Below are 22,664 nucleotides of genomic sequence, written 5' to 3' on the forward strand. Positions count from 1 at the left end.
TCGCCGGTGTGAATCTGGTCGTTGAAACGCAGGTTTTGTTGCAGATTTCCCTGTCGGTGGGCAGGAGCCTTGAGCTTGATTCCATGCTCGGGATCTGCCTGGCGACCCTGGTCCGGTCGACCAACAGTCTGGGGGCGGCCGTGCTGCGGCAGGACCGCGAGGGGCCCAGGCAGTCCCGCTGGCCGGTCATGCGCTGCATGCCCATGCGGCTGTCCGCCGATGCCGCATTTGCCGACTTTCTGCGCGAGCAACGATGTGACCAACTGTGGGCCATGCTTGAGGCTCGGCGAGGTTCCGGCTTTCTGATCCTTGAGCATGAACGCGGCAGCGTTCATGTATTTCAATTACCGGGTTACGGTCTGCTGATCACCTTCTCCAGCGAACCTTTGCCGGTCTCCTTCTGCGAGTCATTCTGCGCGGTTGCCGACAAGCTGGCTCAGGCCTGCCTGGCCTGCAAGCAAAGCGAGGAACTGGAAAAATGGGGGGAGTTCGAGCGTCTGCTGACCCATTTTTCCATGCGCTTCATGACGGCGCAGGAGAATGAGCTGGATCCGCTGATCAATGCGGGACTGGAACAGATCGGCAGCCTGGTCCGGGCCGATCGTGCCTTCCTGTTTTCCTATGACCTGAATGCCTATACCGCCACCAATACCCATGAGTGGTGCGCGCCAGGTATTTCCAGCGAGCTGGCCAATCTGCAGCAGTTTCCACTGCAAGGACTGGAGGCCTGGGTGGAGGCACATCGGGCCGGGGAGGTGCATTACGTACCCGATGTGCCGGCGTTGCCTCCGGAGTCATCCCTGCGTCATGCCCTCGAACCTCAGGGCATCCGGAGCAATATCACCATTCCCATCATGGGCAAGGACGGCCATTGCGAGGGGTTTGTCGGTTTTGATGCCGTGCATCAGCATCGCCAGTGGGGAAGCATCGATGTGGCCATCCTGCGCACCATGGCGGACATGTTTGCCAATGCTGAGATCCGGCGCCGGCAGCAGCGGGAGATTCGCCGGGTACAAGAGGCCCTCATCCAGTCCCGTGACGAGGCCAATCAGCTGGCCATGAAGGCCAAGGCGGCCAACGAGGCGAAATCCCGTTTTCTGGCCACGGTGAGCCATGAGATTCGTACCCCCATCACGGCGATGCTCGGGATGGCGGAGCTGTTGCTGGATTCTCCGCTGGACGCGAAGCAGCGTCGGCATGCCCGGTCGCTGGTGCGCTCCGGGGAAGCCCTGCGCAGCATCATCAATGACATCCTGGACTTCAGTGAGATCGAGTCCGAGCAGGTTCGCATCACTCATGAAGTGGTCGATCTGTATCGCGTACTGCGCGACAGTCTGCATGTCCTGGAAACGGCGGCCAATAAGCGGGACAACGTGGTGGTGGTGGATCTGGCCCCGGATCTGCCCGAAGCGGTATTGGTGGATGTGCTCAGGATGCGACAGATCCTGTGGAATCTGGTGGGCAATGCCATCAAGTTCACGCAGAACGGCTTCATTACCCTGCGCGTGCGGCGTGATCCGGACAAGGCCGTGCCCTCTGGTTTCCATCCCCTGGTCTTCGAGGTGAGGGACACCGGCATCGGTATCGCCCCTGATGTCATCCAGCATCTGTTTGAGCCGTTCTTTCAGGTGCGTGACCCCGGTTCCGGCACCATTGGAGAGGGAGGTACGGGCCTGGGGCTTCCGATCGTGCGCAATCTGCTCCATGCGATGGGAGGGCATGTCGAGGTGAGCAGTGTGGTCGGTGAGGGTACCGAGGTCCGGTTTTACCTGACCCTGGAAGAGGCCTGCCTTGAAGATCGCGACCCCAGCGGCTTCTTCGAGATGTTTCCGATCGTGGAAGCGGGGAGTGCCGGACCGGCTCAGCCCGACAAGCCCCGCAAACCCCGGATCCTGCTGGTGGAGGACAACGCGGATGTCAGGGAACTGGTGGTGGAAACCCTGGAGCTGTTGGGGTGCGAGGTGGAGTCTGCCTGCAATGGCCGGGAAGGTGTGGATGCGTTTTTGTCTTCTGACTTTGATCTGGTGCTCATGGATTGCCAGATGCCGGTGATGAGCGGCATCGAGGCGACGCGGATCATTCGTGAACAGGAAAGGGCGGGACGCCGGGTGCCCATCATTGCCCTGACCGCGGCCCTGACCACGGAACAGCGGGACGGATATCTGCAGATCGGTATGGATGACTGGCTGCCCAAGCCTTATACCCGCAAGGAGCTGGCGCTGATTCTGGAGAAGTGGCTGGGCGAGGGGCATGCCTGAATGTCTGGAATGCTTCCAGAATGGATGGGTATGATCGGTCGGTCGGTTCCGGACATGCTCTAATAGCGTGAAAAATCGGAAGCTTGGCCATGCAGCAGAATCAATCGCCTCTGACCGCCGAAGAGATCGCCTTCATCAACCACTTGAACTCTCATCCCCGAAACTCCAGCCATTCCCTGGATCGCTGGGCGCTGATCGTCGAGGACGATGGTCTGATCCGCAGCGAGCTGGCTTCGGCCATTTCCAGGATGGGCATCCTGTGTTGGCATGCAGCCAATCTGGGCGAGGCCAGGCGTCTGATGATGGATGACCCGCCGCCTTCCATCGTGTTCCTCGATCTGCGCCTGCCGGACGGCAGCGGCATGGAGTTGCTGAAGGATCCCGCCTTCCGAAGCTGGCGTGCCCACCATGGCATTCAGGTGGTGGTCATCACCGGGCATGGTACGCCCGTGCTGGCCGAGGAAGCTCGGACCCAGGGTGCCTTTGCCTTTCTGAACAAGCCGGTAACCATCCGCCAGCTACGGGAAATCACCCGGGCCAGTCTGGATGTCCACGATGCTCTGGTCAGTCAATAACCGGCGTGAGCAGGGCTGATGACGATTGCAAACGAGTTTCATGGCGGCGGCTTGCGTTATCGTGACGAGATCTCCGGCGGCGATAGCGCCGGGACAGGGAATGGTTGCTCGGCATTGCGGGTGCTGATCGTTGAAGATGAGCAGGGCATTTCCCAGGAGCTGATCTCCGATCTGGAAAGGCGGGGCGTGGAGAGTGTCCCGGTGGAGTCATCCGAGCAGGCGTTGCTGCTCCTGCACGACGGTTTTCGGCCTGATTGCATCCTCATCGATCTGATGATGCCCGAGGGAGACGGGTTCTGGCTGGTGGATCATGTCCGACGGTTTTACACTCACCATGGATGGCTCATCCCTGCGCTGGTGGTCATGACCGGGAGCGTGGAGCAGGCGTTCATCCGAGGTATCTTTCGCAAGAAGGTGGATGACTTTCTGCTCAAGCCCGCGGATATGGCGGGCTTTCGTGACGTGGTCCTGAGAGGATGCGCCCTGACCCGGTTGAGGATGCAACTGCTGCGTCAAGGCATTCCCGGCTGCCAACCCTCCATTTCAGCCCAGGAGGCCCGCTCGATTCTGCAATCTCTGGTGCCCGAGGAGAACCTGGAAGAAGTGATTCAGGCCCTGTACAGGGAAGGGGTGTTGCCGCCGGTGACCCTGTAGGAGGGCACCGGGGCCATGGACGTGTCCGAAACCGTCTGCGGAAGCGACCGGGCGCCGGCACGATTGAGAGCCGCACACCAGCCGCCGATGGATTCGGAGATTCGGGTGATGACGTCGAGGAGGTTTTCCCGGTCATCAGGGTCCGGCTCGAAGAGTTCCCGTGAACTCCATTGTGCAACCCTGAAGATTTTGTGCCGGCAGTCGGGGAACTGCTGTATGAGGTGTTGTTTTTGACGGTTGTCCTGTACCAGGACATGGGTGGCCGAGATCAGGGCGGACCGGCTGAATGCCATGCCCGTTGTCTGATCGGGTTCAATGCCGACCGGGTGCAGAATGTCCCGTAGCTGTGGCCGGGTCGGCGCGGGCGGGTGTGAGGTCAGGCTCATGGACCGAATGCGGGTATCCGGGGGCAATCGGGCGGTATGCTGGAATAGGGCGACGATCACGTTGCCAAGGCTGTGGCCTTCTCCCGTGATGATGAGGATGTCCAGGGGGCGCTTGATCATGTCAGATGACCCACAGAAGGTAGCTCAGGGTGAAGATCACCATGCTGATCAGTAACGTGACCGCGGATATGGCGATCATGAGACTGACCTGTGGATCTTCATGCCGTCGCTGGATGCCGTGATCCTGCTTCAGGTCCTTGTCGTCATTCACAAGAATGAGATTGATCTGCATCGGGGTCTGAGGGCTTTTGGGGAGCAGGGTTTCCACGCTGCGATAGACTGCGGCCGGCCGATGCACGATGTGTGTCATTTCAAGATCCCTGAAGTGTCAGGTTTTAACGATGCCTTTGCCGTGCCCGGAATGGAAATGAAAAAGAATCCATTCCGGAGGTGGCTCGCTTCAGGTGTATGTCGCTTCCCGTGTTTTCCGACAAAAGGCTCGGATTTGGAACTATTGGGTGGTCATCGTCCTGTCACTACTGCATTGCAAAGGATAAAATATCCAAATTAATTAAGGCTTTGGATATTTTCAGAAGTGCAACGCGCGAGGGATGTGGCTTGAAGGCACTGCCGAATCATGAAATGAGCAGGGTGCTGGTTCTGGATGACGAGCCGGATATCCTTGAGGAACTGGAGGCGATGCTCAAGCGCGCCGGCTTCGATCCCATCGTCAGAACGGACCCTCGCCAGGCGCTGGAATGCCTTGAACAGGACATCGGCATTCGCATTCTGGTATCCGACATCCGGATGCCCGGCTGGGACGGTATGGATCTGGTCAGGGCCCTGACCAAGAGCCAGGGGGAGGATCGTGCTGAAATCGTCTTCATGAGCGGCTACGCCTCCCGTGATCATGTGCAAAGTGCATTGCGCATGGAGGCGGCCGATTTCCTGTTCAAGCCATTCCGGGAGCAGGAGTTCATCCTGGCGGTGCGGCGTGCCCTGCGCCGGGATCTGGAAAAGCGTCAGCTCAGGGAAGTCCTGAGCATCACCCAGGGACAACTCAGCAAGATTGAGTCCCGTCTACGCTACCTGCATTCGGAAAAGGAAGATATCGAGCCGGAATCGGTCAGGGGGGGTAGCCGGACGGCGGCTGACGGCAAGGACGGCGGGCTGGCCAGTGCCGGTGCCCGGCGCATCCTGAAAAATGCCGCGGAAGCCCGCGCCCTGCGCGGCCGTTTTTTTGACCCGGAACTGTGCTCCGGGGCAACCTGGAACATTATGGTGGATCTGATGATTGCCCGGCTGGCCAACCGGCCCGATTATGTGTCCAGTCTGGCGGTGGGGTCCGGCATCCCGCTGACCACCGCGCTGCGCCACGTGGAGGACCTGGTCAACCGGGGGTTGGTGCGCAAGGAGCGTGATCCTTCCGACCGGCGTCGTGTGTTCCTGTGGCTGACCGACGAGGCGGCGAGAAAAATGGAAGGCTTCCTGGAGGCGTGCGCCAGCGACAGCCTGCTGGAGATTTGAGCCTGGATCGGCACCGATTCGGCGATTGAAATTTTTCGTGCATTTTTCAAAAAAGCCGTTATAATGCGCCTCCATCACACAGGCAGTGTGGTGAAGCAATCTGGAGTGGTAGTTCAGTTGGTTAGAATACCGGCCTGTCACGCCGGGGGTCGCGGGTTCGAGTCCCGTCCACTCCGCCATTTTTGAATCCCTGGAGCAGAAGGCTGCAGGGTGTATTGTTTTTCAAGTGTCTTGCCCATGTGGCTCAGTGGTAGAGCACTCCCTTGGTAAGGGAGAGGTCGGCAGTTCGATCCTGCCCATGGGCACCACCCCCCCTCCTATCTGTCTCCCATGCCCCCTGAGTTGTCCGGCGGCATGTTCCTGCGTTTCTCGTCTTCAGCATCTTGCCTGAATGAGGCATGATGGTTCCGTGGTACCGATGCACCCCCTGTGTGCGGCATCGGCATCCAATCCTGGTTAACCGGAACGGGACTGATTCATGCGTCAAAGGGTGTGTGTGGAAGATCTGGCCATCTTGCTCATCGAGCCGTCACGGACACAGCGCCAGATCATCATCCGGCTGCTGTCCGAGGGGCATATCCTCAAGATCGAAAGCGTGGGCAGCGCGGCGGCCGCCCTTGAACTCATGGCCACCTACATACCGGACCTGCTGATTTCCAGTTTCTACCTGCCGGACATGGAAGCACCCGAGCTGTTTGCCAGGATGCTGGAGGACCCGCGCCTGGTGGAGGTGCCCAAGATGGTCATTTCCAGCGAGCAGCACCATGACAAGCTGGATGCGGTGCGTCAGAGCGGCGTGCTGGCCCTGCTGCCCAAGCCCTTTGATCGAGATGATCTGGAACGGGCCCTGACGGTGACCCTGGATTATCTGGAGGAAGAGGAACTGGAACTGGAGGATCGGGACATCGCCGACGTGAGGGTGTTGCTGGTGGATGATTCCCGCATGGCGCGCAATCATTTGTCCCGGGTGCTGGAGCATGTGGGGATACAGCACATCGACCAGGTGGAAAACGGTGCCCTGGCCCTGGAGCAGTTGCGCCGGCATGAGTATGACCTGGTGGTGACCGATTACAACATGCCGGTCATGGATGGCCAGGCCCTGGTCAACGAGATCCGCGGCAACCCCGCCTATGTTCATATTCCTGTGATGATGGTGACGTCCGAGTCGGACGCCTCCCGGCTGTCCTCGGTAAAGAAGGCGGGAGTGTCCGCCATCTGCGACAAGCCCTTCGAAGTGGATCAGGTACGCAGGTTGTTGCGGCGGATGATCTAGCCGCGTCGCCGGTGATCGAATCAATCCCAGTCAAGGCATCCGAATAATAAAGTCGACACGCGGTCGACTTTACGGGGTGCTTGCGCCGTACAACCATGAGCTTCTTGGTTGACGGGAGCGCACACGTGTCCAGCAGATTGTCTTCCAGCAGTCTTCGGCGGTCGGTTGTCTTGGCGTCCGGCCTTGTGGTCGTGGGTACACTGGTGCCCTTGGCCCTGGAATCCTCACGGTTGCACGCCGGGCCATTGTTGCCGGAGGCGTTGCGCACGGAAGAGGCGCTGACGGTCCGGGCGCTGGTGGGGTTCGATCTGCTGCCGGCACAGACCGTCTCGGAGTTGGTCCGCCTGCGTCAGGCCGGCATCGATGTATTGCCCATGACGATCGGGGACCTGGAGCGGCTACTGACCGGGGCACCGGCCGATCTGCCCGAAGCTTCGCGCCGGACCCTGACCGCGATCCTGCAACAGATGCAGGATACGCTCGGTCTCGCGGAAGGGGCGGGAGAGGCCGCTCCCGTACCCGCCTTTGTCTCCCTGCCGGCCTTGCCGATGCCGCCCTCGTTCCCGTTGGAACAGATGGGGGAGACCCATTACACCGCCCTGATCTCCATTGCCATGGAAGGTACCCGGGCGATGATGGGGCCGATGTCTTCGGCGGATGAGGCGCGGTTCGAGGCCTACTGGAAACCCTATTTTGATTTTCCCGATGCATCGATCATCGCGTACTTCAAGGCGGCGATCCCCTTGTTGTCGGAATTCGTGGTGTTGCGTCAGGCGCAGGCGAAGGCCGCCGAAGCGTTCGATGATGCCTGGGAGGAGGCCATGCTGGCGGCCGCCTATGACAGCGAGGCGGACACCCGGGCGGCATTGAATCTGGCGCTGATGCAGCAGGACTACATGCGTGCCCTGCAGGCGCGCATGGATGACGTGACCCGTGCCATGGATGCGCTGGGTGACCCGCCCGATCCGGTGGAACAGAAGGCCGAGGCCGCCCGCCGTCATCAGTCCGCCATCGATGCCATTCTGGAAGCCTTGCCGCCCGATGCCCCCCATGAGGGGCTTTGGGTGGGGCAAGGGGGTGTGGCCGGCAGTATGGTGATGGACGAGCTGCCCGGTTTTCCCGTGCTGTTTCTCGTCTATGCGGTGGGGGATCGGGATGATCCCGAATACCGGGCCTTTTTCCTCGGTGAGCCGGACGAGGAGGAAGGCATCCATGAGTATGTGCAGATACTGCCCATGCGCGATGGGGAGCACGCGTTCATTCCGGGGCTGTTCCATGGGTTTTCCCGAGGGCATTTCCACGCGGAATTCGAAGATGAGGATGGGGAGGATACCCTGATCATCCAGGCCAGGCAGCTGACCGATCCGAACCAGGCGGTGGTCTATCCTTCCGACATCGATAGCGCCGCCTTTGAAAGGGCGTATCGACAGAAGATGGCAGCGTTGGCGCGGGAGCGGGAGGCGTTGGTGGCGGCGGAAGGTGGAGACCCGGTGGAAAATGCCGCCCGCCTGGTTGGTGCCCATGCCGGGCTGGCGGTGGCCGAAGCCATCACGACGGCCTATGTGAACATGGCGCGCACCACGTTCGCCCTGACGCCGGCGTTTCAGCGGGCGTCCCGGGAATGGCTGAGTCAGCGCCCCTGGAGCGAGGATTCCAGCCTGCAAGAGGACTTGCGTCAGTTCAACGCCCTGTTCGACCGGCACGCCGCCGGCGTGACTGTGGCCACCGGCGATGCCCCAGGGCCTCGGCCGTCCGCGCCTCCCGTGGCGCAGAGCTCGGAGGAGGCGGCACGGCAGCAGGCTGAGCTGGCCGAAGCGCAGGCCGAAGCCGAGCGAAAGCAGGCGCGGATCAAGACTCACGAGCACAACATCACCATGATCGGGCACTATCTGCGTCGGGAGCAGGAAGAGCTGGCCGTAGAGACCGACCCGGAGCGCCGTGCCGCCCTGGAGTTCCGCATCATCACCCGCATGGCCGACCTGCAGTCGGAGCAGGATCTGATCGATTCCATTCGTACCGGTACGCTGGTGCGCACCCGCAGCGTGTTCGATGACTATGCCCATCAGGGCTTTATCGAGAACATCCGCCAGTCTCAGCGGCAGATGGAGGATTTCACCCGGGGCGTGGATGCCCTGTATCGGTTGAGCGGGATGTTGCCCGACCATGAGCGAGAACAGGCGCGGCGCTTCATCGAAAACCAGCTCACCCCAGAGGTGCGTCAAAAAATGGATCAGGATGTCGTGCAGCGGATGGCCTCTGCCATCGGCCAGCAGGTACGGGGATTCCACGAGCTGGAGCAGGCCCGGGCCGAGGAGGAACTGGCCTGGCATCAGTACAAGGTGGAAACCGCCGAAACCCTTCAGGCCGCGGCCAACCGGAGCATGATGGTGGCTTCGTTGTTCGGAGGGCGCCCCGCCAATCTGGCCTACCAGGGCATCACCGGGTACATACAGGGGGGGCCGAGGGAGGCGATGTTGCAGACCGCGGCCTACATGGGACCCAAGGTGAACGCGGCCGCCGAGGCGGTCCGCGGCTATCAGGAGGATGGCCTGATGGAGGGTGTCCGGCGCGGGGCGGTTTCTTTTGCCACTTCCAAGGCCATGGAATATGGCTTCAGCAAGCTGCTCGGGGGTGGGGCAGGGACTCGGCAGCAAACCCAGGGGGCCTCCGGCGCCGGGCAGCGGCCGATGGCGCTGCCTTCGGCCGCGGATCGCCAGGCCCAGGCGGAATTCCATCGGGCACGTGCCGAGGGCGAGCGTCTGGTGCGAGAGTTTCAGGCCAGCCAGCAACAGCTCCTGGCGGCGGGTAGGGCGGGCAGGTCTGCCAGTGAGATCACCCTGCTGCAGAACATGGTTCGCAACAAGGCGGCGGCCATCAACGGCAATCCCAGTGCAAAGAATTTTCTCAAATATCAGGGCGCCTATGGCACCCAGGCTGCCTACAACGCCCATTTGAAATCGATTCATGCCGAAGTGGAGGCCGGTTTCCATGCGGGCATGGGCAGTCGTGGCTGGAATCGACAGCCGTTGCGGGAGTTCCGCAATGCCGCCAGTGCCGGCTCGGTGGGCATGGATTATGACATCGGTCTGGATGAGGCCCTGGTGCGTTCATTGCAGAAAGGCGGCAGGCCCGCGGGCGTGCATGAATGGCAGCGGGATGCCCAGCGGGCCTGGGACGAGGCTTATCGCAAGGTGACCGGACGCAGTGCTCAGCAGGCCTGGGAGAACGTGACCACCAGCGTTCATCCCGAGAGCTACAGGGACGTGGCCTGGCTATCCTCCAACCGACGCAATATCTCCAGGGCCTGGGGGCAGCAGGCGGCGGATGTGACCCGTTACAAGTCCTGGCACATGCTCAACGATCCTTCCTTGAGTCATTTTGAAAGGCTGCAGGAGGTTTCGAGGGGGGCGGCGAAGGATTTTGCCAAGATCGGCCGGGTGACCGCCGCCTCGCCGGCTTCTGCCGAGGCGCTTCGGCAGTCCCGGAATCACTGGGGGGAGGTGGTTCGTGTGCTGGAGGATTTCGGCAACAACACGCTGGACCCGCTGGAGGCCAATCGCCGTATCCATCAGCTCACCGGCGGCAAGTCGATCCCGGATGTGGTGGAGGACATGGCCATGCTCATGGAGAGCATTACCCGATTTGGACCGAGATAGCCGAAGGCACAAAAAAAGCGGCCCGGGTATCCCGTAAGCCGCTCTTTTTACTGCATTTTTTGGTAGGCGCGATTGGACTCGAACCAACGACCCCCACCATGTCAAAATAATCCTAGCAATCCTTCAAGCTCTTGTTTTTATGGCATTTTCTTCTGGAATGTGGTTAAAAAAGTAAGCAGTTGCTTACCCCTCTAATATCAAATAGTTACAGGCGATCTTTGCCAACCAATAGCGTCAAAATCGTCATCGGCCAGCAAGGCGCTTAGCAAGGTCCAGATCCAGGTCCGCATCGACAAGATTGTACCGGACCTCATGCCCTGCGGCGTAAAGGTCTGTCATCTTTCTGTCCGAATGACCCGCCAAATCCTGCGTGTAGGACTCGCTTTTCCCCAGTTTTTTCTCGTAAACATGGACTCCGAGCGAGCGGATTTCGTGGAAAGTGGGGCGCTCAGCCGGCTGCAGGCGCTTGAACAGGCCGGTTGCATTCCTGACCTCGGCAAACGTGTTGGTCAGAAGGTTCGGCGTGACCTGAGTCCAGTGCTCCTTGGCCGCCATTTGATCCCGACACTTGCGAAGTGGTGAGTAATGCACGACGAAAGGCGAGGCGATGTTGTTCCTTGACCTGGAAATTACCGCCTGCAGCGCGTCCGTCACCCGGATTGCCAGGAACGCCTTATCGGACTTCTTCTTGGTCTTGTTCTGCACCAAGTACCAGCGCAGCACGCCATCTTGATCCTTTCGGATGTCGTCATAGCGCATCTCCACAATGTCGCCACGACGCTGCAAGGTAATAAGGGCGATCTCCATGGCGATCTTCAAGAACTCCGGCGCCTTATCGTGAATGGCGTAGAACTGCTCCAGAGTCAGGCGTTTTCGCACCTTGTCCTCGGGCCTGAAGGTCTTTGCCAGGGTTGCGTCCGCCGGGTTCTCCTTGACGTATCCGCAGGCAATGGCGTAGGCAAAGATGTCGATCAGGCGGGTGCGGTACTTCGTGTGTGCCGCTGGCGTCATCGTCTTGAGCCAGTCCGAGAGTGTCAGCACGTCAATCTGATCCAGCTTTTTGGTGCCGATCTCACGCTTGATTTTGGCCATCAGCGCCATGTAGTTCTTCTCGGTTTGCTTGCCCCACCGCTTCTCAGGCACCCGTTCCACGATGTACTCGTCAATGAGCTTGCTTAGGGTCATGGCCTGAATCCTGCGGGGCTTGACCACGCCGGCCTCGACATGCTCAATCAGGGACTCCGGCTTGTCGCCCTTCAGCATCAACCTCAAGTTGAGCTGGTTGCCCACCTCGATAGCCTTGGCCCGATTCTTCCCCAGGCTGAAAAAGCGCCGGGTGACGGGGTGGTGATAGCGGTAATAGACGTTGCCCTTGGATTCGTTCCGGTAGACGTTTGGGGGCAGGTTGGCGGAAACGCCCTTTTTGATGGCCATGCTCACCCTCTCAGGATGCGGTTGATCAGTTCGTCCTCCGTGGCGGCAGACGCTTCCGCCTCCACCTCAACGTAGTATAGGTTCCCGAGCCTTTTGCCCGGCAATTCGCCTTCTCTGATCCACTTCTTCAGGGTGTTGATGCTTGGGCGTGAGCCTGGCGTGAACCGCAGATGGCGGTATTCGGACACCAGCATGAGACGTTTGGACATAAAAATACCCTCCGCGACAAAGCCGGGGAGGGTAAGTTACTGGTTACTTCTTGGCAAGAGTTTAATTTTCGGCTACATTACGCGCCCATTCGATAAGCTGCCGCTTCTGTTCTTCGGTGGCAATATGTACGTCTTTTCCGTCCGCACCCTCACGGATAACCTTGAGGATCGCACGCTCCTTCTCGGTGACGACATCGCCCATGATTTCCTCAATGGTTTCGAGGACTTCCGGCATGTAGTCGTTCATGGCGATTCGGAGCATGTACGCCGGGTCAACATTTAGAGCCTTTGCCAAAGGCCCGACTTTGCTGACCGGGATCTTGGTGATTCCCTTCTTGAACATGGTCATGATGTTCGCGTTGGGATAGCCAAGTTCTGCTGCGATCTCGCGCTGGCTCTTTTCCGACATTTCGAGCTGCGCGTTGAAATAGTCCTTCATCGAAGGCAGATTAACCTGCTTTTTCCTCATTGCTTCTTCCCCTTGACACTGCGGCCTTTTTGTACTAGCCCCCTCTGGGCTTGATTCTGAGTATAGTCTAACCCACGACTTACATACATGGGTACAAAAAAAATCAAGTATGTGATGAGTGTGGCAAATTCATGAATGGCGGTGTAAGATCCGCCGATCCCTCCGATTCGGAGGTTTTTTTTCTGATGGTGTCGCAAGACAGGGGCCATGGATTGACAGGGGTTGTTCTGGCACAGCCATAGCCGCCAAAGCTGGGTCTATACCCAAGAACTCTCGTTCTATACTGAACGGCTCGGTACGGTAACTTTCGAGGAAAAGGTTGCAAATGAGTGAGGTTGGCGCGTTTCAAGAGGGCGCAAAGCCCGAAGTGTTGGGCATCGAAAGTCTTGAGGAATTGTCAGATGCCCTGGAAACGGAAGTTCTGAAGCCTCTCAAAAGTGTTGACTTTGGAGAATTTTCTTTGCTGGTTTGCGATGCTGGCAATGGGTCACTGTTCACGGTGGTTTCGGGATGCAACGGGAGTCTCGCGGTCGTAGGCGGCGAACCAGCCGCAGTGTAACTGGAAGCTGCTTTGGCAGAAAAGCTGGGGTCTTCTGATCCCAGCTTTTTTTGTGCATCATTTATTAAGTCAGAAATTACTTATTGTTGCGCAGAGAAGGAGGTGTCAGATGGCCGAAGTAAAAGACATTATCGCCATTCGTGAGGCGATGAAAAACATTACTCAGATCCTTGCGGAGAAGGATCTGAAAGTGACTCAGCAGGGTTCGAGAGCCTATGTCATGGCTAACGAAGTGACCTGCGAACCTTACCGGGTCAATTTGCCCTACATCCCCGACAACGCCAGCGACGAGCTGCTTGCAGCCATTCAGGGCTTCCTTGATCACGAGGTTGCCCATGTACTCTTCACCGATTGGAAGGTTGTCCGCAAGGCCCGGAGCAAAGGCGGCAGGGTTGCCGAGATCCACAATGTCGTCGAGGACACTTTCATTGAAAGAATGATGTGCCAGCGATTCCGTGGGAGCGCCATGAATCTTGACCGCGTGGGTAGCTTCTACATCCAGAAGTTCGTTCAGCCCAAGCTGAGTGAGGCGCTGGAATCCGGGGACCGTGGCAAGGTTTTTTCCGTGATCATCGTTTCCGCCATGCGGGCCTGGGCCGGCCACTCCGTATTTCAGGACTTCATGCGAGACAAGTGGCACCTCTTGGATAAGGTGCCCGAGTTGCTGGGCGAAGAGGTGATCGAGCGGGTTGCCAAGATCAAAAGTAGCCAGGAGGCGCTGGAGCTTGCCGAGGAAATCGTCAAGCGGCTTTCCCCGCCCAAGAGCGAGAAGAGCACTGAAAAAGAGGGCAAAAGCGAAGAGGCGCCGAAAAAGTGCAAAGGCGAAAAGAGCGCGCCAAAGCCCCCCGAACCCAAAGAGGACGAAGAAGAAAAGCCCGAAGAGGGCGAATCCGAAGAGGGCGAATCCGAAGAGGGTGAGGACGAAGAAGAAAAGCCCGAAGAGGGCGAATCCGAATCCGAAGAGGGTGAGGGTGAATCCGAAGAGGGTGAATCCGAAGACGAAGAGGGTGAGGGTGAGGGTGAATCTGAAGAGGGTGAAGACGAAGAGGGTGAGGGTGAGGGTGAGGGTGAGGGTGAATCTGAAGAGGGTGAAGACGAAGAGGGTGAGGGTGGTGAGGGTAGCGAATCTGAAGATGATGGCGTCAGAGAGTCCGAGCGTAAACGCCTGATCGAGCAGATTTCCGAGGCCCTTGATGCCGTGGCCGGAAGCGATTTCGACGAAGCCACGTCGAAGGCGATTTCCGAGGACATGATTCGCGCTCATACCGACAGCGACTACCTGCCGTTCACCAGGGATAACGACATCATCGAGCCATTCGAGCTGGATGGTGGGTGGCAGGACGATTACCTCAAGCAAATGGACGATGCGACTTCCGCAATGGTGGGCACGCTCCAGAAGAACATGGAGCGCCTGATCGTGGCGAAAACCCAAGCCGGGTGGCAGCCGGGAATGCGCTCTGGCAGCGTCAATGCGGCCTCTTTGTATCGTCTTCGCACTGGCGATACCCGCGTCTTTCGTAAGCGCCAGGAAAGCCAGAAGATCGAGACGGCCGTATCTTTGGTGGTGGACTGCTCCGGCTCCATGAGCGATGGCCCAATCAATTTGGCGGCAATTTCCGCTTACGCCATGTGTTCGGTATTGGACCGCATTGGCGTGCCCAACGAGGTTATTGGCTTCACGACCAAGCCACCTCTGCGGGACTTGGGGAAGGAAATCGAAAAGGAATCCGAGGAAGTCGGAAAGCGCATTGAGTATTCGAGGTTCGAGGGGATCTACATGCCGATCTTCAAGTCCTTCAATGAGCGGCTGAGCCTGGAGCAGCGCCGCAGAATCGCCTACATGCCTCACAAGCCATTCCTGCGTAACAACATTGATGGTGAGTCTGTCGAGTACGCCGCCATGCGTTTGCTGTCCAGACGCGAGCCAGGAAAGGTGATGTTCGTGCTGTCCGATGGCTACCCGGCCGCTTACGGGGACACCTCTGCCATGCGCCGGCACCTGAAGAAGACCGTGAAGAAGATCGAGGCTGCAGGCGTGAAGATGATGGGCATTGGCATCATGTCCAATTCCGTCAAGGACTTTTACGGCCACTATGCCGTCCTGAACGACATCAACGAGCTTCCCACCCGCATCATGCAGGAGCTGCGTTCAGTTCTCCTGTAAGGCAATCGCGGGCAGTCCGTTGTAACCCCATCGGGCTGCCCGTATCATTGAAAATAAGTAACCGATGAATCACCTTCAAAACGAGAGAGGGAGCAACATGAGCCAGAAAATCACCTGTCAGATTTGCGGTGCCGCCGTTCACGCCGTCGCCATTCACCTGCGTGACGAGCATCCGGAGGTGTCCCTGGACGCTTACAAGAGAATGTACCCGGACGCACCTTTGCTGTCCGAAATGGCACGTCAGCGCCTGGCCGAAAAGAAGGCCGCTGCCGCTGCGGCCCCTGAGTCCGAGCCGCTGAAGGCTGAAATGGCCGAATCTGCGACCGTGACCACGCTTCGGCCGGGCGCTGTCAAGAAGCCCATGCACGAAGTTTTCAAGCTGGGCAAGGTCAAGGCCGCCCTCAATGGCCGTGGCGAGCCGATCCCGATTACCGTCCTGGGCAATGACGGCTTTGAGGACATGATTCCGGACGAGGACACTGCCTACGTCTTCAACATCGAACTGCTGAAGACTGTCCTGCTGGGTCTGGAGCTGAAAATCCCGACGTATTTGTGGGGCCATGCCGGCGTAGGTAAGTCAACGGTGATTGAACAAATCTGCCATTACACCCGCCGCCCCTACATGCGTGTTCAGCACACGGCCAACACCGAAGAGGCGCACATCGTCGGTCAGATGCTGGCGAATGAAAAAGGCACCTACTACGAGCCGGGTCCGCTGGCACTGGCAATGAAGCACGGCTGGACCTACAACGCCGACGAATACGACTACGCCTCTCCCTCCGTGTTGGCCGTGTATCAGGCTGTGCTCGAAGGCAAGCCGCTGGTCATCAAAGAGGCTCCGCCGGAGTGGCGGGTGGTCCGTCCGCACGAAAACTTCCGCTTCCTGGCGACGGGCAACACCAACGGCGCCGGGGATGACACCGGCCTTTACCTGGGCACGAATCTCGGCAACGCGGCCAACTACAGCCGCTTTGGTATCACTGAGCATGTGCCCTACATGCAGAAGAACATGGAGGTCGCGGTGATCTCGAATCAGGCCGGCATCGTCAAGGAAGACGCCGAGAAGCTGGTCGAGTTTGCCCAAGCCGTTCGCAAGTCCTTCGACGGCGGGAAGATGGCGTCCACCATCGGTCCACGCGAACTGATCTACGCCGCCAAGCTGGGTCTGCGTCGAGGCTCTTGGACCGTCGGCCTGCAGCTCGCCTTCATCAACCGCTTGAACAAGGTTGACCGGGAGACTGCAGAGGGCGTGGCGCAGCGCATTTTCAGCACCGTCGGCGCCTGAGTCTAAGTTTGGCCATAGAGATGGCCGTGGGGGCTTATGCCCCCACATGCTTGAAGGAGATACGGATGGACATGAAAGATCAAACCAGCTACGAGAACAACCTGGGCCTCATTCTCCACATTGCCCGCAAGTGCCACGCCCGCATTCTCGCCTGTCATATTCCGATGGAGTTTGATGACGTTGTGCAGGAGATCAGCCTGACATGGCTGATGGCAAGGGACAAGTTTGACCCAGACGCCGGCTTTCGCTTTTCGACCTACTTTGTGAAGTCGGCCTATACCGGCATCAATCGCCTGGTCGAAACGCAGACCCGCCTTACGACCTTCAGCTACGACGAACCGATGGGTGACGATCAGGAGGGCAGCACGATGCTGGATCTCTTTGAGTCGGATATACCCGGACCTGAAGCTGAGTATGACCGTGAGGCTCAGTATGAAAGAAACTGCCGCAGCCTCTCCAAGCTCGCGCTGACCGCTCTGAACTGGCTTATTGATCCGCCAGACTTTGTGATGGATGAGTACCGGGCAATGAGGGCGCAAGCCGACATGGCACAACGGCAGGGCTTTGCTACCCGCTGCGCGAAGGACGTTGACTTGGTTCTTATCTTGAATTGCCTATGCAAGACCTTCGGCGTGAGCAAGGCGGAGCGGTATTCCATTTTGCGTGAACTGAGAGCGATTTATGAGTGAAGTCAGCCTCTACAGGCCCGGCTGTTTTGGCTCAATCATCTCCTTCAGTCCCTCCAATGTTCTGTGTGCAGGCTGTCCGTGTTCAGCGGATTGCGGAGAACAGGCAAGCCAGACGCTGAGGGCAATTCGGGCGGAAGAGGGTATCGCCGTGCCAGAGTCACCGGCCGCGAAGACGAGGAAGGCCGAAAAGCCTGTCACGCCGCGAACCAGGGCGACCGGCCTTGATGCAGACAGCCAAAGAGTGCTGGAGCGGATCACGGCAAAAAAGCCTGCAGAGTATGCCGAGCGTTTGTTGCGTCAAGGCTTCACCTGCGAAGTTATGGGCCTGAATCTGCGGAAGAGGCAAAACCCGTTCGCAATCAAAGGCCCGAAGTACATGAGGATCATCATTGACGGACTGATTGATGGCGGACTGTCCAAGAACGATCTTGCCACGCTTTACATGCAATCTGGCATGTCAAAGGCCACCGCTTATTCGCACGTCAGTATCGCCATTCACTTTTTGCTGGCTATGGATTTGATCAGTGAATCCGATGGCCGCTTTGTTCTTACCGGAGGCTGAATGAACTACCAACATGCACTTGCCGTCCGCTCCTACTTCTCGATGGGAGAGGCGCTGATGGCACCAAAGCAAATACCAACGCTGATGAAGGCTGCCGGCTATAAGAGCGTGGCTTTGGTGGACACTATGAGCATCAACGGCCTGGTGGATTTTTGTACCTGCGCCGAGAAAGAGGGTGTCAAGCCCATCGTCGGAGTTCGCCTGAAGATTGTGCCGGACCCGACGCTCAGGGAGAAAAGCGTGTCGAAAAAGGAGGCGAGAGCAAATGGGCCGTGGTATCCGAAGGTGTACGCCAGAAACCATGCCGGGGTACAGGATATTATGAAGCTGCTGTCGCGCTCCTATCAGGAGGATCGCTTCTACATTGAGCCTCGTCTTGGGCTTGAGGACTTGTTGCCGGCCTTGGCGCGGGGCAATTTGGCAGTCTCTTCCGGGGACTTCTACAGCGTCCTTCACCGCGAAGACTGCCGGGAGCTGCTTTTGAAAATGAGGACCGCCGCAGCGGGCTGTGCTTTCGTTGAAATCGTGCCCATCAATACTCCGCTCTTTGACCGTCTGAATGAGCGAGGGATTGAATTGGCCCGAGAGCTTGAGATGGATACCGTGCTGACGATGCCAGTCCTTTACGAGTCGGCAGAGGATGCGGACGCACGCGATGTCATGGCCGCTATCGTCGCCAACGGCAAAATGGACAGTCCGGCGAGACACATCCCCTACATGCGCGATCTGACCGTCAAGGCGCCGCTGGAAGTGGGCCGGTGTGGGGTGGCTCTTGCGGCAAGGCTCAAGCGTTGGACAACGCTGGAGAACCCGTCCGGGGCCATTGCCGGCGCCATTGCCGGGATGCAAAAGCTGGTTGATGCCTGCAGCTTTGAGTGGAAGAAGCAAGCCATCTCCTTACCCGCGATGGCTGAAAATGAACAGGCCCGCCTGGTGGCTGAGTGCAAGATCGGCTGGAAAGAGCGTCTGTCGAAGCCGACGATGGGGTACATGCCTTCCCCGGCCGACATTCCCAAGTATCTTGAGCGCCTGAAGTACGAGCTTGGCGTACTGAACAGAATGGGGTTTGAGCGGTACTTCCTGGTTGTGCAGGAGCTGGTTCAGTGGTCAAAGCGAAACGGCATCACGGTAGGGCCGGGACGCGGGTCGGTTGGCGGATCGCTGGTCGCGTATTTGCTTGGCATCACCGATGTGGACCCGATTCGGTTCAACCTCATTTTTGAGCGTTTCATCAACCCTGAGCGTCTTGACCTTCCCGACGCCGACCTGGACTTCATGAGTTCCAGACGGGGCGAGGTGATTCAGCATCTGGTGGAGAAGTATGGGGCCGAACGGGTGGCCGGCATCAGCAACTACACCACGATGGGCGCGGCCTCTGCCTTGCGCGATACTGGGCGAGTGTTCGGGTTATCCAAGTTCGACATTGAGTGCTCCAAGTACATCCCAAAGGACACTGATTTGGTCCCGGCCTGCGAGACGGTTCCGGAGCTTGAAAAATTCAGAGAGGCACACCGGGAGGTTTGGGATCATGCCGTTCGCCTTGAAGGCAAGCTCAGATCATTGGGGCAACACGCGGCCGGTGTGGTGATTGCCGGCGAACCCATCATCAACCGGGCCACCTTGATCCAGCGGTCGAGCGATCTGCCTGTCGTCAACTGGGACAAGCGGGTGGTCGAAGACTGGGGGCTGGTCAAGATCGACATTTTGGGCCTGTCCACGTTGGACTTGCTTACCTGCGCCAAGAGCATGATTCAGGCCCGGCACGGTGTCACCATCGACTTTATACAGCTTCCCCTGGACGACAAGGACGTGATGAAGGCATTTGGTCAGGGGGACACGGTGGGCGTATTCCAGTTTGAAAGCTCTGGCATGAGAAAGCTCCTGAAGGATCTGGCCGTGGGCGGCGACTTGACCTTTGATGACCTGGTTGCGGCCACTGCGCTTTATCGTCCCGGTCCCATGCAATCGGGCCTGCTGGACGATTTTGTGTCCATTCGCCAGGGCATGAACGCGCCTCACTATGAGCATCCGAATATGAAGGCTGCGCTTGAATCCACGCAAGGCGTCATTGTGTATCAGGAGCAGGTCATGCAGCTTGCGGTGGATTTGGCCGGATTCACTCACGCCGAATCGGACCACATGCGGAAAGCTATGGGTAAAAAGGATGCGGACAAGATGGCCGAAATGCGCGAAAAGTGGGTGAGCGGCTGCAAATCACACTCCGGTATGGATGAACGTCGCGCAAGGGATATTTTTGACAAAATCGAAAAGTTCGCAGGGTACGCCTTCAACCTTTCGCATAGTGTGGAGTACGCGATTATTTCTTACCTTGCAATGTGGATCAAAGTGAAATATCCACCTGAATTTTATGCCGCCTCGCTTTCCGTCATGAAAGAGGAAAAGCTGACAGAAATAGTGAAGGACGCAGAGAGGCGAAATGTCTTTGTGGCCCCGCCGGACATCAATTTGTCCGGACCTGATTTTGAGATTCACGCGGACCCCGCCGGCAATCCACTGTTGGTCGCACCTTTCAACCGTCTCAAGGGCGCCTCCGACAAGACTGCCGACGCCATTCTTGAGGCCCGCAAGCGTATTGGCAGGCCGTTTACCAGCAAAGAGGATTTCCTGGCAAACGTCAACAAGCGAAACGTCAATGTCAGGGTTCAGGAGGCGCTGGAGCGGGTCGGCGCTTTCGCTTCGGTAACGGCCGGTTCGCTGCCGGCAAGGCATCCGGATCGCCTGAAGGATCAAATGGAGCTGCTGCCGGGGCTTGTGGTTGAACTGCTGAAGGCGGATCGGAAAATCGACATTTCGCCTTACATCAAAGGTGAAATCGTCAAGTTGGCCAACGAAGTCAGGTCGTGCGAAAAATGCAGCCTGCAGGGTAACGCGCACCCATTGCCGCGCATGGGCAAGTCGCCAAAGTTCATGGTTGTCACCGACTGCCCAAACTGGGCCGAAGAGAAGGCCGGCAAGATGATGGAGGGTGACGCTGCCACCTTCGTCAAGAGCGCCATCAAGGAGGCGGGGCTATCGGTTGGCGATGGCTACTTCACCGCGTTGGTTCGCTCGCCAAAGGTGGATAAGCAACTCACCAACGAGCAGATCAACGGCTGCTGCGGGTATCTGGACCGAGAGGTGGGACTGCTCAAGCCGCCAGTGATTGTGGCCCTGGGTGGCGCGGCCATCAGGCACTTTGTTCCTGACGTGAAGGGTGGCTATGCGGACCTATGCGGGCAGGTTCACTATCTGCCCAAGCTCGATGCCAGTGTGATCTTCGGCATCAGTCCGTTGATGTGCCACTTTGACGGCTCCAAGCAGAAGATGTTGGACGACCTGTTCGCCAAAGTAGCCGAAATGGTACTTTGAAAGATAAGTCATGGATGACTTTTATTCCCTGAAAACGTGCGAGACAATGCACATACTGCAACAACGACCGGAGGAAAGAGTGACTACTGAAACCAGCGTTGAGAAGTTCATCGACGCCGACCAGCTCATGCGGGATTCGAGCTTTGGCGACACCAACTTTGATGAGGCCGTGCAGGAACAGGCCGGATTGATGGCGCACTACGGTGTGCTTGCGGCCAAAGCCGAGCGCCAGGCCGCAATCAAAAAGCTGAGCCTGGAGGCGCTTGAAGCCAAGCTCGACAAGGAGATCCGCGACGAGGCCGCATCGTCGGGCACCAAGATCACCGAAACTCAAATCGAAAAGGCGATCAAGCGCGATTCCCGTTACGTCAGGGCCGCTCTGGCCGTGATCGAAGCGAAGACGGTGGAAACGATGGCGAAGAATGCCATTCGCGCCATCTCCGACAAGCGGGACATGCTGATCCAGACCGGATCGGATCGACGCAAGGACATGGACGGCACCCTTCGGGTGATGGCAAAGGAGGCCGCAGAAACTCGCGCCAACTCGCTCCGTGACCGGGCGCTGGCAATCGCAAAGGGTGCCGAACATTAGCCTTAAAAGATAAGTAACAGGTGACTATACTTGTGCTTGTGAAGTCTGAAACGGCGACACAAGCACAAAACAACCCAAGTACAAAAACAACCAAGCAAAAGGAAACGAAACATGCCTACCCCAAGAGAACTGATGGAACTCGTCCGCAACAAGAAGGCTGCCATTCAGGCTCAGTCCGGACGCCGCGCCAATACCGTCAAGCCCACCCCCGGCAAAAGCAAGTGGCGCATTCTGCCCGGCTGGCGTGGCGAAAGTGATCCGCAGTTCTACCACGACTTCAGCCAGCACTTCGTCAAGGGCGTGGACGGCTCGATCAAGGCGGTCTATCTGTGCGTGGAAAAGACCTTCGGCAAGATGTGCCCGGTCTGCGAAGCCATCAACGGCGGGATTTCCAAGGCCGGCTCCGACGAAATCATCAATGCCCTCAAGGAAGCGAAGTCGAAGGGCCGCGTTCTGCTGAACGCGCTGCACCTGGACGGCGAAGATCCCTCTGCCCCGGTCATTCTGGATCTGACCCCCGGCACCTTCGAGAAGATTCTGGAGGTGATGGAGCAGTACGGCGACGAAGGCATCAACATCCTCGATCTGAAAGAGGGCGTTGATCTGGTGATCAACCGTACCGGCAAGGGGCTGAATACCGAGTATTCGGTGATGGCTGCGGTGAAGTCCAACCCGGTCGATCCTGCAGTGCTGAAGAAGCTCCACAATCTCGATGAATACGTCCAGCAGGAGTACAAGGAGGGCGAGACGAAGGCGCTGTCCGCAGTGGCTACCGTGTCCGGCCTGGCATTGGCGGCTCCGGCAGTCTCTCCCGACAAGCCGACCACCCCCGCTCTGCCTTCTGATTTCGATGATGATCTGCCCTTCGAGTTGGACGGCGCGACCGCTGCCCCTGCGCCCGCAGCGGCCAGACCCACCGTGACGGTGGCGGCCACGGTCGAGGCGTCCGAGGACGATCTTGAAGCACTCCTGGGCGACCTGGAAAACGTCTGATCGCAGCAAA

At 58.5% G+C, this 22,664-nt stretch carries 19 protein-coding genes and 2 tRNA genes; 16 read left to right on the top strand and 5 right to left on the bottom strand.

Annotated features, from left to right (window positions below; genetic code table 11):
• Positions 1-8: 8 nt before the first annotated feature.
• The 3 genes from LQD11_RS06425 (at position 9) to LQD11_RS06435 (ending at position 3,487) form a co-directional block, all read left to right on the top strand.
• The gene (locus LQD11_RS06425; RefSeq protein ID WP_238616797.1) at positions 9-2,258 is read left to right on the top strand and encodes an ATP-binding protein; all 2,250 of its coding nucleotides are present in this window, start codon (positions 9-11) and stop codon (positions 2,256-2,258) included.
• Between the two features lie 89 nt (positions 2,259-2,347).
• On the top strand, positions 2,348-2,833 hold the full coding sequence (locus tag LQD11_RS06430; RefSeq protein WP_238616798.1) for a response regulator: 486 nt from the start codon (positions 2,348-2,350) through the stop codon (positions 2,831-2,833).
• Between the two features lie 18 nt (positions 2,834-2,851).
• Positions 2,852-3,487 carry a response regulator gene (locus tag LQD11_RS06435; protein WP_238616799.1) on the top strand — a complete coding sequence of 212 codons (636 nt, stop codon included), beginning with the start codon at positions 2,852-2,854 and terminating at the stop codon, positions 3,485-3,487.
• On the opposite strand, the gene LQD11_RS06440 is transcribed toward LQD11_RS06435, so the two are convergent.
• Together LQD11_RS06440 and LQD11_RS06445 are read right to left on the bottom strand one after the other, a co-directional pair.
• Complete coding sequence (locus LQD11_RS06440) at positions 3,442-3,993, bottom strand: arsenate reductase/protein-tyrosine-phosphatase family protein (protein ID WP_238616800.1); 552 nt, start codon at positions 3,991-3,993, stop codon at positions 3,442-3,444. The two genes, LQD11_RS06435 and LQD11_RS06440, sit on opposite strands and share 46 nt — an antisense overlap.
• 1 nt (position 3,994) lies before the next feature.
• Positions 3,995-4,243, bottom strand: a complete 249-nt coding sequence (locus tag LQD11_RS06445; RefSeq protein ID WP_238616801.1) for a hypothetical protein — start codon at positions 4,241-4,243, stop codon at positions 3,995-3,997.
• 272 nt (positions 4,244-4,515) lie between these two features.
• On the opposite strand from LQD11_RS06445, the gene LQD11_RS06450 reads away from it, so the two are divergent.
• The 5 genes from LQD11_RS06450 (at position 4,516) to LQD11_RS06470 (ending at position 10,329) form a co-directional block, all read left to right on the top strand.
• Positions 4,516-5,400: a response regulator gene (locus tag LQD11_RS06450; protein ID WP_238616802.1), complete on the top strand. Its 885-nt coding sequence runs from the start codon at positions 4,516-4,518 to the stop codon at positions 5,398-5,400.
• 102 nt (positions 5,401-5,502) lie between these two features.
• A tRNA-Asp gene (locus LQD11_RS06455) sits at positions 5,503-5,579 on the top strand.
• A gap of 54 nt (positions 5,580-5,633) precedes the next feature.
• Positions 5,634-5,708: transfer RNA gene (locus LQD11_RS06460), tRNA-Thr, on the top strand.
• 170 nt (positions 5,709-5,878) lie between these two features.
• Positions 5,879-6,673: a response regulator gene (locus tag LQD11_RS06465; RefSeq protein ID WP_238616803.1), complete on the top strand. Its 795-nt coding sequence runs from the start codon at positions 5,879-5,881 to the stop codon at positions 6,671-6,673.
• Between the two features lie 170 nt (positions 6,674-6,843).
• Positions 6,844-10,329, top strand: a complete 3,486-nt coding sequence (locus tag LQD11_RS06470; RefSeq protein WP_238616804.1) for a hypothetical protein — start codon at positions 6,844-6,846, stop codon at positions 10,327-10,329.
• Between the two features lie 243 nt (positions 10,330-10,572).
• Here LQD11_RS06470 and LQD11_RS06475 read toward each other — a convergent pair whose 3' ends face one another.
• The 3 genes from LQD11_RS06475 to LQD11_RS06485 form a co-directional block, all read right to left on the bottom strand.
• Positions 10,573-11,763 (bottom strand): phage integrase Arm DNA-binding domain-containing protein, encoded by a 1,191-nt coding sequence (locus LQD11_RS06475; RefSeq protein WP_238616805.1) that lies wholly within the window; start codon positions 11,761-11,763, stop codon positions 10,573-10,575.
• Positions 11,764-11,765: 2 nt separating this feature from the next.
• Positions 11,766-11,972 carry a hypothetical protein gene (locus tag LQD11_RS06480; protein ID WP_238616806.1) on the bottom strand — a complete coding sequence of 69 codons (207 nt, stop codon included), beginning with the start codon at positions 11,970-11,972 and terminating at the stop codon, positions 11,766-11,768.
• Between the two features lie 61 nt (positions 11,973-12,033).
• Complete coding sequence (locus LQD11_RS06485; RefSeq protein ID WP_238616807.1) at positions 12,034-12,441, bottom strand: hypothetical protein; 408 nt, start codon at positions 12,439-12,441, stop codon at positions 12,034-12,036.
• Between the two features lie 325 nt (positions 12,442-12,766).
• Between LQD11_RS06485 and LQD11_RS06490 the strand changes: the two genes are divergently transcribed.
• The 8 genes from LQD11_RS06490 to LQD11_RS06525 all read left to right on the top strand — a co-directional run bounded on the left by LQD11_RS06490 (position 12,767) and on the right by LQD11_RS06525 (position 22,654).
• On the top strand, positions 12,767-13,000 hold the full coding sequence (locus LQD11_RS06490; RefSeq protein ID WP_238616808.1) for a hypothetical protein: 234 nt from the start codon (positions 12,767-12,769) through the stop codon (positions 12,998-13,000).
• A gap of 109 nt (positions 13,001-13,109) precedes the next feature.
• Positions 13,110-15,164 (top strand): cobaltochelatase CobT-related protein, encoded by a 2,055-nt coding sequence (locus LQD11_RS06495; protein ID WP_238616809.1) that lies wholly within the window; start codon positions 13,110-13,112, stop codon positions 15,162-15,164.
• A gap of 97 nt (positions 15,165-15,261) precedes the next feature.
• The gene (locus tag LQD11_RS06500; RefSeq protein ID WP_238616810.1) at positions 15,262-16,449 is read left to right on the top strand and encodes an AAA family ATPase; all 1,188 of its coding nucleotides are present in this window, start codon (positions 15,262-15,264) and stop codon (positions 16,447-16,449) included.
• A 65-nt stretch (positions 16,450-16,514) separates the two neighbouring features.
• Positions 16,515-17,138, top strand: coding sequence for a sigma factor (locus LQD11_RS06505; RefSeq protein WP_238616811.1), 624 nt, complete (start codon positions 16,515-16,517; stop codon positions 17,136-17,138).
• A complete protein-coding gene (locus LQD11_RS06510) occupies positions 17,131-17,700 on the top strand; it encodes a hypothetical protein (protein WP_238616812.1) in 570 nt (189 codons plus the stop codon). Before LQD11_RS06505 ends, LQD11_RS06510 begins: the two co-directional genes overlap by 8 nt.
• Positions 17,701-21,069: a DNA polymerase III subunit alpha gene (gene dnaE, locus LQD11_RS06515; protein ID WP_238616813.1), complete on the top strand. Its 3,369-nt coding sequence runs from the start codon at positions 17,701-17,703 to the stop codon at positions 21,067-21,069. It begins immediately after the preceding gene.
• A 79-nt stretch (positions 21,070-21,148) separates the two neighbouring features.
• Positions 21,149-21,661 (top strand): hypothetical protein, encoded by a 513-nt coding sequence (locus tag LQD11_RS06520; RefSeq protein ID WP_238616814.1) that lies wholly within the window; start codon positions 21,149-21,151, stop codon positions 21,659-21,661.
• Positions 21,662-21,793: 132 nt separating this feature from the next.
• A complete protein-coding gene (locus LQD11_RS06525) occupies positions 21,794-22,654 on the top strand; it encodes a hypothetical protein (RefSeq protein WP_238616815.1) in 861 nt (286 codons plus the stop codon).
• Positions 22,655-22,664 lie beyond the last annotated feature (10 nt).

The organism is Ectothiorhodospira shaposhnikovii, from assembly GCF_022227765.1.
In the GTDB taxonomy this organism is placed as follows: Bacteria; Pseudomonadota; Gammaproteobacteria; order Ectothiorhodospirales; family Ectothiorhodospiraceae; genus Ectothiorhodospira.

Bases quoted from the DNA above. Each gene is read 5' to 3' on its own strand.
- dnaE (WP_238616813.1), top strand. From the start codon at position 17,701: ATGAACTACCAACATGCACTTGCCGTCCGCTCCTACTTCTCGATGGGA.
- LQD11_RS06440 (WP_238616800.1), bottom strand. From the start codon at position 3,993: ATGATCAAGCGCCCCCTGGACATCCTCATCATCACGGGAGAAGGCCAC.
- LQD11_RS06510 (WP_238616812.1), top strand. From the start codon at position 17,131: ATGAGTGAAGTCAGCCTCTACAGGCCCGGCTGTTTTGGCTCAATCATC.
- LQD11_RS06450 (WP_238616802.1), top strand. From the start codon at position 4,516: ATGAGCAGGGTGCTGGTTCTGGATGACGAGCCGGATATCCTTGAGGAA.
- LQD11_RS06495 (WP_238616809.1), top strand. From the start codon at position 13,110: ATGGCCGAAGTAAAAGACATTATCGCCATTCGTGAGGCGATGAAAAAC.
- LQD11_RS06485 (WP_238616807.1), bottom strand. From the start codon at position 12,441: ATGAGGAAAAAGCAGGTTAATCTGCCTTCGATGAAGGACTATTTCAAC.
- LQD11_RS06525 (WP_238616815.1), top strand. From the start codon at position 21,794: ATGGAACTCGTCCGCAACAAGAAGGCTGCCATTCAGGCTCAGTCCGGA.
- LQD11_RS06435 (WP_238616799.1), top strand. From the start codon at position 2,852: ATGACGATTGCAAACGAGTTTCATGGCGGCGGCTTGCGTTATCGTGAC.
- LQD11_RS06505 (WP_238616811.1), top strand. From the start codon at position 16,515: ATGGACATGAAAGATCAAACCAGCTACGAGAACAACCTGGGCCTCATT.
- LQD11_RS06445 (WP_238616801.1), bottom strand. From the start codon at position 4,243: ATGACACACATCGTGCATCGGCCGGCCGCAGTCTATCGCAGCGTGGAA.
- LQD11_RS06430 (WP_238616798.1), top strand. From the start codon at position 2,348: ATGCAGCAGAATCAATCGCCTCTGACCGCCGAAGAGATCGCCTTCATC.
- LQD11_RS06465 (WP_238616803.1), top strand. From the start codon at position 5,879: ATGCGTCAAAGGGTGTGTGTGGAAGATCTGGCCATCTTGCTCATCGAG.
- LQD11_RS06490 (WP_238616808.1), top strand. From the start codon at position 12,767: ATGAGTGAGGTTGGCGCGTTTCAAGAGGGCGCAAAGCCCGAAGTGTTG.
- LQD11_RS06475 (WP_238616805.1), bottom strand. From the start codon at position 11,763: ATGGCCATCAAAAAGGGCGTTTCCGCCAACCTGCCCCCAAACGTCTAC.
- LQD11_RS06500 (WP_238616810.1), top strand. From the start codon at position 15,262: ATGAGCCAGAAAATCACCTGTCAGATTTGCGGTGCCGCCGTTCACGCC.
- LQD11_RS06480 (WP_238616806.1), bottom strand. From the start codon at position 11,972: ATGTCCAAACGTCTCATGCTGGTGTCCGAATACCGCCATCTGCGGTTC.